Here is an 11439-nt window from a genome sequence, read left to right as displayed (position 1 = left end):
TAGTTCGTTTAGCTGGGCGGGTCGCCGGTCATGTAGTATAACTACAAGAAAGCTACAACCCGGTCAGTCGATCATAACCGAGTCCTGCCCTTGAATCTGTTGCAACACATCGCCCAGTCGCGCCATCTGCTACGCAAATCGGAACTCAAGGTTGCCGATCACGTGCTGCTTGATCCAGCGGCCGTCATGCATAGCTCCATGGCCGACCTTGCCCACAGCGTCGGCATCAGCGAGCCGACCATCGTGCGTTTTTGCCGTGCGATCGGTTGTTCCGGTTTCCAGGACCTCAAGCTCAAGCTGGCCCAGAGCCTGGCGGCGGGCGCGAGTTTCGGCCAGTTCGCCATTCATGAAGACGACTCGGTTGCCGACTACAGCCTGAAGATCTTCGACACCACCCTGCATACCCTGATGGAAGTGCGCGAGCACCTCGATCCACAGGCTTTGCAGCGTGCGGTATCCGCCATGGCCCAGGCCCAGCGTGTCGAGTTCTACGGTTTTGGTGCCTCCGGCGCGGTAGCGGCCGATGCCCAGCACAAGTTCTTCCGCCTGCTGCTGACGGCGGCGGCGTATTCCGACCCGCACATGCAGGCGATGTCTGCGGTCACCCTCAAGCCGGGCGATGTGGCCATCTGCATTTCCCAGTCGGGGCGCTCCAAAGACCTGCTGATCACCGCCAACCTGGTGCGTGAAAGCGGCGCCACGCTGATCACCCTGTGCCCGAGCCAGACGCCGTTGGCGGAGCTGTCGACCGTCAACCTGGCCATCGATGTGCACGAAGACACCGAAATCTACACCCCGCTGACCTCGCGCATTGCCCACCTGGTGGTGATCGACGTGCTGGCCATGGGCGTGGCCATGGCCCGCGGGCCGAGCCTGGTCAACCACCTCAAGAGCGTCAAGCGCAGCTTGCGCAGCCTGCGCCTGTCGCCCAAGTCGATCAAGGCGATGGACGACTGAGACCTGTAGGCGCGGGTTCATTGATTTGTCATTGGCCCGCCGCCAAACCGTAATGCCACGACGTCAGGCTGAAGCTCCCGCACTCGATAAGGGAGATATGCAATGGCTCGTGAATTCGATGGCTCGTACCAACCCAACGCCAAATCCCGCAAACAGCAGGAAAAAGACCAGCGCCGCATGGAGTTTCGCCGCGCGATCGAAAGCTACTCCGAGCAGCGCCGTCTGCTGCAGGACATCACCGACTACCCCGACTTGCAGGCCGTCAGCGTGTGGCAGGTATCGGCGGCAGAATCCCCGAGAAACGCTCAACAAGCCCGCTGATCTGTGCACGTTCGCTGCGAATGAACGCTAGAAAGGCCAGGGCCACCGGCGATTGCCGCTTGGCCTTGGACTGCACCACACACCAGCTGCGGTACAGCGGCAGCTCTTCGACCGGCAGCTCGCGCAGCACGCCGGTGGCCAGTTCCAGGTTCAATGCATGGCGGGTCAGCAGGGCGATGCCCAGGCCGGCAATCACGCACTCGCGCTGGGCATCGGCCGAGGCCACTTCCAGCGTCTGAGTGAAGTGCACGCGCTTTTCCTTGAAGTACTCTTCGCAAGCCTTGCGTGTGCCCGAGCCCTGTTCGCGTACCAATAGCGTGTGCGGCTCAAGGTCTTGCAAACGCAGGCTGTCGAGCTTGCACAGCGGATGATCGGGCGGCGCCACGGCAACGATCGGATTGTTGAGGAACGGCAGGAACTCCAGGCCCATGTCCTGGGGCACCATGGACATAATGATCAGGTCATCACGGTTGTCCGAGAGGCGACGTATGGCCTGGGCGCGGTTGACCACCGTGAGGGTAAGATTGACCTCGGGGTGCAAACGCTTGAAGGCCGCGAACAGATGCGGGACGAAGTACTTGGCGCTGGATTCGACCGCCAGCTTCAATTGCCCCTGCAGCGAGCCCTGCATGTCGGAGAGCTGCATGTCGAGGCTCTCCAGGCGCCCGAAGATATCGCGGCTGGCGCGTTGCAGCGCTTCAGCGGCTTCGGTCAGGTAGAGCTTCTTGCCGACATACTCGAACAGCGGCTGGCCGACCAGTTCTTCCAATTGGCGGATCTGTAGACTAACGGCGGGTTGCGTCAGGTTCATCTCCTCGGCCGCCCGGCTGTAGGAACGCAAATCACAGACCTCATTGAAGATCTGAAGTTGACGCAATGTCATACGCATCAATGACTTACGCATTTCTCTCAAGCCCCGGCAAAAACTTGTAACAGCACTATAAGCTTTTGCTTATGCACACCCTAATAAATATTGATTTTTGTTTATCCAGAGACAGCGCTAGGGTAAAGATGCGACTGGCCAGCGACGATTGGTCACGCGCCGACCGGCGTTGCCGGCTCGTTTGTTCTAGCGGCCTTGGGAATACTCCAGTGATAAAAAAGATCCTGATCGCCAACCGCGGTGAAATTGCTGTTCGAATCGTGCGTGCCTGCGCCGAGATGGGCATCCGTTCCGTGGCGATCTACTCCGACGCCGACCGCCATGCCTTGCACGTCAAACGTGCCGACGAGGCCCACAGCATTGGTGCCGAGCCCCTCGCCGGCTACCTGAACCCGCGCAAGCTGGTGAACCTGGCCGTGGAAACCGGTTGTGATGCGCTGCATCCCGGTTATGGTTTTCTGTCTGAGAACGCTGAACTTGCGGACATCTGCGCCGAACGCGGTATCAAATTCATAGGCCCGGCGGCTGAAGTCATTCGCCGCATGGGTGACAAGACCGAAGCCCGCCGCAGCATGATCAAGGCCGGTGTGCCGGTGACCCCGGGCACTGAAGGCAACGTCGCCGATATCCACGAAGCGCTGCTCGAAGGCGACCGCATCGGTTACCCGGTGATGCTCAAGGCCACTTCCGGTGGTGGCGGCCGCGGTATTCGCCGCTGCAACAGCCGTGAAGAGCTGGAGCAAGCCTTCCCGCGGGTAATCTCCGAAGCGACCAAGGCCTTCGGTTCTGCGGAAGTGTTCCTGGAAAAATGCATCGTCAACCCGAAACACATCGAGGCGCAAATCCTCGGTGACAGCTTCGGTAACGTCGTCCACCTGTTCGAGCGCGACTGCTCAATCCAGCGCCGCAACCAGAAGCTCATTGAAATTGCCCCAAGCCCGCAACTGACCCCTGAACAGCGTGCCTATATTGGCGACCTGTCGGTGCGCGCAGCCAAGGCGGTGGGTTACGAGAACGCCGGTACCGTGGAGTTCCTGCTCGCCGATGGCGAAGTGTACTTCATGGAGATGAACACCCGGGTGCAGGTGGAACACACCATCACCGAAGAAATCACCGGTATCGACATTGTTCGCGAGCAGATCCGTATTGCCTCCGGCCTGCCGCTGTCGGTCAAGCAGGAAGACATCCAGCACCGCGGCTTTGCCCTGCAGTTCCGCATCAACGCTGAAGATCCGAAGAACAACTTCCTGCCCAGCTTTGGCAAGATCACCCGTTACTACGCCCCCGGTGGCCCCGGTGTGCGCACCGACACGGCGATCTATACCGGCTACACCATTCCACCGTTCTACGACTCGATGTGCCTGAAACTGGTGGTCTGGGCGCTGACCTGGGAAGAAGCCATGGACCGCGGCCTGCGGGCCCTGGACGACATGCGTGTGCAGGGGGTGAAGACCACGGCTGCCTATTACCAGGAAATCCTGCGCAATCCGGAATTTCGCAGCGGTCAGTTCAATACCAGCTTCGTTGAAAGCCATCCGGAACTGACCAACTACTCGATCAAGCGCAAACCCGAAGAGCTGGCCCTGGCCATCGCCGCCGCCATCGCCGCACATGCGGGCTTATGAATAAGCCAGCTGCAAGTTGTTAGCTGCAAGCGACAAGTCAGAGCCGATCGGCTTTTTCTTGCGGCTTGTAGCTTGAAGCTTGCCGCTATGAGGAGATAAGAATGTCCAAGAAGATCTTTGTCACTGACACAATCCTGCGCGACGCCCACCAGTCCCTGCTGGCCACCCGCATGCGTACCGAAGACATGCTGCCGATCTGCGACAAGCTCGACAAGGTCGGCTACTGGTCGCTGGAAGTCTGGGGCGGGGCGACTTTCGACGCCTGCGTGCGCTTCCTCAAGGAAGACCCGTGGGAGCGCCTGCGCAAACTGCGCGCGGCACTGCCCAACACCCGCCTGCAGATGCTCCTGCGCGGGCAGAACCTGCTGGGCTACCGCCACTACAGCGATGACGTGGTCAAAGCCTTCGTCGCCAAGGCGGCGGTCAACGGCATTGACGTGTTCCGCATCTTCGACGCCATGAACGATGTGCGTAACCTGCGCGTGGCCATCGAAGCGGTCAAGGCCGCTGGCAAGCACGCCCAGGGCACTATTGCCTACACCACCAGCCCGGTGCACACCATCGACGCCTTCGTCGCCCAGGCCAAGCAGATGGAAGCCATGGGTTGCGACTCGGTTGCAATCAAGGACATGGCCGGCCTGCTGACTCCCTTCGCCACCGGCGAGCTGGTCAAGGCGCTGAAGGCCGAGCAGTCGCTGCCGGTGTTCGTTCACTCCCACGACACCGCCGGCCTGGCTGCCATGTGCCAGCTCAAGGCGATCGAGAACGGCGCCGACCATATCGACACCGCCATCTCCAGCTTCGCCTGGGGCACTAGCCACCCGGGCACCGAGTCGATGGTCGCGGCTCTCAAGGGCAGCGAGTTCGACACCGGCCTGAGCCTGGAATTGCTGCAGGAAATCGGCCTGTACTTCTATGCCGTGCGCAAGAAGTACCACCAGTTCGAAAGCGAATTCACCGCCGTCGACACCCGTGTGCAGGTCAACCAGGTACCGGGCGGGATGATTTCCAACCTGGCCAACCAGCTCAAGGAGCAGGGCGCGCTCAACCGCATGAACGAAGTGCTGGCGGAAATCCCGCGGGTGCGCGAAGACCTCGGCTTCCCGCCGCTGGTGACCCCGACCTCGCAGATCGTCGGTACCCAGGCGTTCTTCAACGTGCTTGCCGGCGAGCGCTACAAGACCATTACCAACGAGGTGAAGCTGTACCTGCAAGGCGGTTACGGCAAGGCTCCGGGTGTGGTCGACGAAAATCTGCGGCGCCAGGCCATCGGTAGCGAAGAAGTCATCGACGTGCGCCCGGCCGATTTGCTCAAGCCGGAAATGGCCAAGCTGCGCAACGACATCGGCGCCCTGGCCAAGTCGGAAGAAGACGTACTGACCTACGCCATGTTCCCGGACATCGGGCGCAAGTTCCTCGAAGAGCGTGAGGCCGGCACCCTGACCCCTGAAGTGCTGCTGCCGATTCCGGAAGCCGGCGCCGTGGCCTCGGCCGGCGGCGAAGGCGTGCCGACCGAATTCGTCATCGACGTGCACGGCGAGACCTACCGGGTGGATATCACCGGTGTCGGCGTCAAGGCCGAAGGCAAGCGTCACTTCTACCTGTCCATCGACGGCATGCCGGAAGAAGTGGTGTTCGAGCCGCTCAACGAATTTGTCGGCGGTGGCAGCAGCAAACGCAAGCAGGCCAGCGCCCCTGGCCATGTCAGTACCACCATGCCGGGCAACATCGTCGATGTGCTGGTCAAGGAAGGCGATACGGTCAAGGCCGGCCAGCCGGTGCTGATCACCGAGGCGATGAAGATGGAGACCGAGGTGCAGGCGGCCATCGCCGGCAAGGTCACCGCCATTCACGTGGCCAAGGGCGACCGGGTCAACCCGGGCGAGATCCTGATCGAGATCGAGGGCTGATTTTCAGGCCCTCATCTACAAGCGGTTAACCTCTGGGGGGCGTATGCCTCCCTTTTTTTGCCTGCTCCTACCGGCACGCCTCCAAGGTCTGTACCTGTCCCTCGGGCCGCTGGTTATCTGCCGCCAACCAACGTTCGAACCCCGCCGCAATCTCCGGCCATTCATCATCGGTAATCGAGAACCAGGCGGTGTCGCGGTTTCGGTCCTTGATCACCATGTGCTTGCGAAACACCCCCTCGAAGGTGAAGCCAAAGCGCAGCGCGGCGCGCTTGGAGCGGGCGTTGTCGTTGTTGCATTTCCATTCCAGGCGGCGGTTGCCCAGCTCGAACGCCAGTTTGCCAAGCAGGTACACCGCTTCGGTGCCTTTAGGTGTGCGCTGCATGGCAGCACCAAAGGCGATATGGCCAATCTCGATGCGGCCCTGTTCGGGCACGATCGACATCAGGCTGAGGATGCCCTGGGTCTGGCCGCTGGCCAGGTCAATGACACTGTAGAACAGCGGATCGCTGCTGGCGGCATTGGTGTCGAGCCAGTGATCGAAGTCTTCGCGCTCGGTGAACGGACCGTAGGCCAGGTAGTCCCACAGTGTGCGGTCGGCCCGGGAGCCCTGGAACACTTCCCAGAGGTCTTCGGTGTCGCGCTTGGGGTCGAGTTTTTCCAGGCGCACGAAGCGCCCGGCCAGTGTTGCAGGTTGCGGGCGCTTGGCCGGATGCCAGTGCAATGGGCTGCTCATGGGGTGGCTCCTCTGGCTTACAGCGGTTTGCGAAACTGGATGAAGCCGGGCCGCTCGGCGACCTGCTCGTACAGGCTGATGGCCGTGGCGTTGGTTTCGTGGGTCAACCAGTGCACCTTGGCGCAACCTGCCGCCTTTGCCGTAGCGTAGACGTATTCGATCAGCTGGCGGCCGATACCCAGGCCGCGTTGCTCACTTTGCACGTAGAGGTCCTGCAGGTAGCAGGAGTTCTCGATGCTCCAGTTGGAGCGGTGATAGATCCAGTGGACCATGCCCAGTGCCTTGCCGTCGACCCAGGCCAGGGCGGCGTTGGTCGGCTCGGCCGGGTCGAGCATGCGCGCCCAGGCCACGGCGCTGACCTCGTCATCGATACGGGTTTCGTAGAATTGCTGATAGGCCTGCCACAGCGGTAGCCAGGCGCTGTGATCGTTGGCGGTGACAGGGCGGATGGTGACGTTAGGCATAGGTGTGTTCCTTCAAGGTTGGCCCATCAGGGCGGCCAATTGGTTGTCCAGGGGGTCGTTGCTGTTGGCCAGGCCGGTGCGCACGCCTTCGATGTCGATGGCCGAACGGTTCTGGCTGAGTTTGCGTGTGCCTTGCAGGCGCTCGATGGGCAGGGCGAAGCCGACGATTGCCTTGAGCATGCCGGCCATGTAGTCGGCAGGCGCTTCGTCCACCGACCAGGGTTTGGCCTGGCGTTGTTCGTGGTGATCACTCAAGCGGCGGACGATCTCCAGCAGACGCTCGGCGTCATGGAATACCTCGGCCTTGCCCCAGGCGTGTACGGCCGTGTAGTTCCAGGTCGGAACCGTGCGCGGGTCATCGACCTTGCTGGGGTAGTAGCCAGCGCTGACATACGCATCCGGGCCGGCAAACACCAGCAGCGCCTCGGCGCCGTTGGCCAGATCCTGCCATTGCTTGTTGGCGCGGGCGAAGTGGCCGTACAGGGTGCCGTTGCTGCCCTGTTTGCGATCCAGCAGCAGCGGCAGGTGACTGGCCTGCAAGCCCTGTTCACCGTGGGTGACCAATACGGCCAGGCGCGTTTGCTCGATCTGCTGGTGCAGGCGGTCGAGGTCGGTTTCCTTGTAGCTCGAAGGTGTGAACATGTGGATTGTCCTTGGCGAATGGCTCAATCCTAGGCAGGCTATTGGACTAAGGTAAGAGCCATTTCCAGCTAATTTTATAGGTCCATTGTCATGAGCGAGCGCCCCTTCACCTTGCCGTTCGACCCGACTGGCATCGTCCTTGATCGCCGCCAGGGGCTCAGCCGCCAGCTTTACCAGGCGCTTCGCATGCGCGTGCTGGACGGTCGCCTGAGCAGTGGCACGCGCTTGCCGGCCAGCCGTGATATGGCTGCGGCGCTGTCGGTGTCGCGCAACAGCGTGGTGCGTGCCTACGACCAGTTGTACGCCGAAGGCTATATCGAAAGCCGGGTCGGCGATGGCACCTATGTCAGCCAGCTGCCAAAACTATCCACAAAAGTATCCACAGGGTTATCCCTGGGTTTTTCCACAGGGTTATCCACAAAAACAGCAAATAGCACTGTGGATTCATCCAGCAAACTTATCCACAATGGTCCTTGCAACCGCCTGGAAAGCCACCATTTACCGCCACCGAAAAGTGGTCCGCCACGGGCTTTTCGCGTCGGTTTGCCGGCGTTCGATTTGTTCCCTTTCGACGTCTGGGCCAAGCTTCAGGCGGGTTTCTGGCGCAACCCCAATCCGGCCGCGCTGGGGTATGGCGATCCTGCCGGCGAACCGCAGCTTCGTGAGCTGATCGCGACCTATTTGCGCCGATCTCGCGGACTTTCCTGCACGGCTGAACAAATTGTGATCACCAGTGGCGCACAGCAGGCCATCAGCCTTTGTGCACAGCTGTTGTTGGAGCCTGGCGAAGTGGTGGCTGTGGAAAACCCCGGTTACCGCGCTGCTGGAAACGCCTTCGCCTTGACCGGGGCAACGGTGCAAGGCGTGGCAGTCGACGATGAGGGCCTGGACTGCACTGCGCTCAATGCCGTGGAACATTGCCGCCTCAGCTATGTGACGCCGTCGCACCAGTATCCGACCGGTGTCACCATGAGCCTGGCCCGTCGTCTGCAGTTGCTGGCCTGGGCCGAGCGCAAGGACGGCTGGATCATCGAAGATGACTACGACGGTGAGTACCGCTACAGCGGCGACCCGCTAGCACCTCTGGCGGCGCTGGATCGCAGTGGGCGGGTGTTATATGTCGGCACCTTCGGCAAGATAGCCTTTCCGGCGCTGCGCCTGGGTTACCTGGTGCTGCCCAGGCAGTTGGTGCAGGTGTTTTCCCGCTGCCGGGCGCTGGCCGTGCGCCACTCTGAAATAGGCACTCAGGCAGTGATGGCCCAGTTCATGGCCCAGGGGCATTTTCAACGGCATATCCGGCGCATGCGCCGGGCTGCCTTGAGCCGGCGTAATGCGTTGAAAGCGGGCTGGCCAATGGACGTTAGCGGCGTCGGCTCGATGCCAGAGGTTGCGGCTGGATTGCATGTGAAAGTCGAGGTCGACAGTTATGCCCGTGAGCAGGATTTGATCGCCCGAGCCGAAGCGGTGGGTGTTGAACTCAATGCCCTCAGCGATTTCTGGCTGCCTGACTCGACCGTCCCTGTGGATAAACGTGCCGGCCTGGTACTGGGTTTCGCCGCTGTCGACGAAGCCGCTACTGCCGACGCGCTGACCCGCTTGCGGCGGGCCTGGCGTCGGTGATGGTCAGGTCCCGGACTTTATCTTGCTCCAGGCGCGGGTGCGTGCGCGCTCGGCATCCCGCGGCAGCGGTTGCAGGGTATAAAGCTTGGCCATGGCTTCTTCGGTGGGGTACAGGTTGGGGTTATTGCGGATGGCCGGGGCAACCCGTTCGGTGGCGTCCTTGTTCGGGTTGGGGTAACCGACAAAGTCGCTGATCGGCGCGATCACCTTTGGCTGCAGCAGGTAGTTGATGAAGGTGTAGGCATCTTCCGGGTTGGCCGCGCCTTTGGGGATTGCCAGCATGTCGAACCAGATTGGCGCACCTTCCTTGGGCAGACGCATGTCGACGACCACGCCGTTCTTCGCCTCGCTGGCGCGGTTGGCGGCCTGGGAGAAGCTGCCGGAGTAGCCGACCGCTACGCAGATGTCGCCATTGGCAATATCCGCCATGTATTTGGAGGAATGGAAGTAGGTGACGTGCGGGCGGATTTTCAACAGTAGCTCTTCGGCCTTTTTGTAATCCGCAGGTTTCGTGCTGTTCGGTGGCAGGCCGAGGTACTGCAGGGCCAGTGGCAGGATTTCAGAGGGTGAATCAAGCAAGGCCACGCCGCACTGCTTGAGCTTGGCGATGTTCTCTTCCTTGAAGATCAGGTCCCAGCTGTCGACCGGGGCGTTGTCGCCCAGCGCCGCCTTGACCTTGGCCGGGTTGAAGCCGATCAGCACGGTGCCGTACATGTAGGGCACGGCGAACTGGTTGCCGGGGTCGTTGGCCTCGATCAGCTTCATCAGTTTCGGGTCCAGGTGCTGCCAGTTCGGCAACTTGCTGCGGTCCAGCGGCTGGAACACCCCGGCTTCGATCTGCTTGGCCAGGAACACGTTGGACGGCACCACCACGTCGTAGCCGGAGTTGCCGGTCAACAGCTTGGCTTCCAGGGCTTCGTTGGTGTCGAAGATGTCGTAGATGAGTTTGACCTGGCTGTCTTTCTGGAAGTCCACCAGGGTTTGCGGGGTGATGTAGTCGAACCAGTTGTAGACCCGCAGGGTGCGTTGTTCGGCAGCTTGCAGGCTACCGGCGAGCAGGGTGCTGCAGAGCAGCGGGGCGAGCAGGCGCTGGAGTCGGGTCATGCTTGAGCTTCCTGTTGGGCGCGTTCGAAACCTTCGAGTACGTTCACCGCGTTGATGCCGATTTCCTCGACCGCATAACCGCCTTCCATGACGAACAGCGTCGGCTTGCCGAGGCGGGCAATGCGTTCGCCCATCTGCAGGTAGTCGGGGCTGTCGAGCTTGAACTGGGAAATCGGATCGTCCTTGAAGGTATCCACGCCCAGGGAAATTACCAGCACGTCCGGGCCGTAGGCGGCGATGCGCTCACAGGCCTCGTCCAGGGCCTTGCTCCAGGTCGGCCAGTCACTGCCGGCTGGCAGCGGGTAGTTGACGTTGTAGCCCAGACCCTCGCCTTCGCCGCGCTCGTCGGCATAGCCGAGAAAGAACGGGAATTCGGCCTGCGGATCACCATGGATCGAGGCGAAGAACACATCGCTGCGCTGGTAGAAGATTTCCTGGGTGCCGTTGCCGTGGTGGTAGTCGACATCGAGGATAGCCACCTTGCGCCGGCCCTGGTCGAGGAACGCCTGGGCGGCGATGGCGGCGTTGTTCAGGTAGCAATAACCCCCCATGACGTCGCTGGCGGCGTGGTGCCCGGGTGGCCGGCAGAGGGCGAAGGCGCTGTGGGCGCCGGTCTGGATTGCCGCCTGGGCGGTAAGGGCCACTTGTGCGGCGCTGTAGGCCGCTTGCCAGGTACCCGCGGTGATGGGTGCGCCGGCGTCGAAGCTGTAGTAGCCAAGCTCGCCATGCAGGCCGCTGGGTTTGACGCTGCGCAGGGTGCGCGCCGGCCAGGTGAAGGGCAGCAGGTCGCCTTCGTGACCCAGTTGGGTCCAGCGCTGCCAGGCGCCTTCGAAGAAATTCAGGTAATCGGCGCTGTGCACCCGCAGCAAGGGCGCGCGGCCAAAATCGGCAGGGCCCTTGATGGCCCCCAGTTCACGGGTCTTTACCCGATCCAGGACATGGTCGGCGCGCGAGGGCATTTCGAAGCAGGGCATCAGTTGCCCGTCGATCAGCTCGCAGCGGCCGTGGTGCAGGCGGTGGTCATCGGAATAGATCGTCAGCATGTTGTTGTTCTCCGGGTCACTGGCGTCGCTCCATTGTTGGTGGCACGGGCCTGCTGCAGAACGACGGAAACGGCCAAAAGGGGATCGATATGGCCAACCTGACTGTCCGGATTTCGCCCCCCGGCGGTGCAAGCGCG

Annotated in this window: 11 protein-coding genes; 5 read left to right on the top strand and 6 right to left on the bottom strand. The window is 61.7% G+C overall.

What is annotated here, in order from left to right; genetic code table 11:
- The first annotated feature begins 90 nt into the window (after nt 1-90).
- Complete coding sequence (gene hexR / locus LOY54_RS27210; RefSeq protein WP_038616018.1) at nt 91-957, top strand: transcriptional regulator HexR; 867 nt, start codon at nt 91-93, stop codon at nt 955-957.
- Between the two features lie 102 nt (nt 958-1059).
- A complete protein-coding gene (locus LOY54_RS27205) occupies nt 1060-1278 on the top strand; it encodes a PA3496 family putative envelope integrity protein (protein WP_045199472.1) in 219 nt (72 codons plus the stop codon).
- Here LOY54_RS27205 and LOY54_RS27200 read toward each other — a convergent pair.
- The gene (locus LOY54_RS27200) at nt 1220-2167 is read right to left on the bottom strand and encodes a LysR family transcriptional regulator (protein ID WP_162195917.1); all 948 of its coding nucleotides are present in this window, start codon (nt 2165-2167) and stop codon (nt 1220-1222) included. The genes LOY54_RS27205 and LOY54_RS27200 overlap by 59 nt on opposite strands.
- 203 nt (nt 2168-2370) lie before the next feature.
- Here LOY54_RS27200 and LOY54_RS27195 point away from each other — a divergent pair, with 203 nt between their 5' ends.
- The gene (locus tag LOY54_RS27195) at nt 2371-3786 is read left to right on the top strand and encodes an acetyl-CoA carboxylase biotin carboxylase subunit (RefSeq protein WP_045199475.1); all 1416 of its coding nucleotides are present in this window, start codon (nt 2371-2373) and stop codon (nt 3784-3786) included.
- 101 nt (nt 3787-3887) lie between these two features.
- On the top strand, nt 3888-5696 hold the full coding sequence (gene oadA / locus LOY54_RS27190) for a sodium-extruding oxaloacetate decarboxylase subunit alpha (protein WP_045199477.1): 1809 nt from the start codon (nt 3888-3890) through the stop codon (nt 5694-5696).
- 67 nt (nt 5697-5763) lie between these two features.
- Here the strand turns inward: oadA and LOY54_RS27185 are convergent, their stop codons facing one another.
- The 3 genes from LOY54_RS27185 to LOY54_RS27175 are packed head-to-tail and all read right to left on the bottom strand — an operon-like array spanning nt 5764 to nt 7535.
- Nucleotides 5764-6429, bottom strand: coding sequence for a GNAT family N-acetyltransferase (locus LOY54_RS27185; RefSeq protein ID WP_258608665.1), 666 nt, complete (start codon nt 6427-6429; stop codon nt 5764-5766).
- 17 nt (nt 6430-6446) lie between these two features.
- Nucleotides 6447-6893, bottom strand: a complete 447-nt coding sequence (locus tag LOY54_RS27180) for a GNAT family N-acetyltransferase (protein WP_258608663.1) — start codon at nt 6891-6893, stop codon at nt 6447-6449.
- 12 nt (nt 6894-6905) lie between these two features.
- Nucleotides 6906-7535, bottom strand: a complete 630-nt coding sequence (locus tag LOY54_RS27175) for an FMN-binding negative transcriptional regulator (RefSeq protein ID WP_258608661.1) — start codon at nt 7533-7535, stop codon at nt 6906-6908.
- 90 nt (nt 7536-7625) lie between these two features.
- On the opposite strand from LOY54_RS27175, the gene LOY54_RS27170 reads away from it, so the two are divergent.
- The gene (locus LOY54_RS27170) at nt 7626-9155 is read left to right on the top strand and encodes a PLP-dependent aminotransferase family protein (RefSeq protein ID WP_258608659.1); all 1530 of its coding nucleotides are present in this window, start codon (nt 7626-7628) and stop codon (nt 9153-9155) included.
- Nucleotides 9156-9158: 3 nt separating this feature from the next.
- Here LOY54_RS27170 and LOY54_RS27165 read toward each other — a convergent pair whose 3' ends face one another.
- Complete coding sequence (locus tag LOY54_RS27165; protein ID WP_258608657.1) at nt 9159-10259, bottom strand: polyamine ABC transporter substrate-binding protein; 1101 nt, start codon at nt 10257-10259, stop codon at nt 9159-9161.
- Complete coding sequence (locus tag LOY54_RS27160; protein ID WP_195885332.1) at nt 10256-11302, bottom strand: histone deacetylase family protein; 1047 nt, start codon at nt 11300-11302, stop codon at nt 10256-10258. Before LOY54_RS27160 ends, LOY54_RS27165 begins: the two co-directional genes overlap by 4 nt.
- Nucleotides 11303-11439 lie beyond the last annotated feature (137 nt).

It is taken from the genome of Pseudomonas sp. B21-032 (assembly GCF_024748965.1).
Taxonomy (GTDB): domain Bacteria; phylum Pseudomonadota; class Gammaproteobacteria; order Pseudomonadales; family Pseudomonadaceae; genus Aquipseudomonas.
This window is presented reverse-complemented; position numbering and strand designations above follow the sequence as displayed.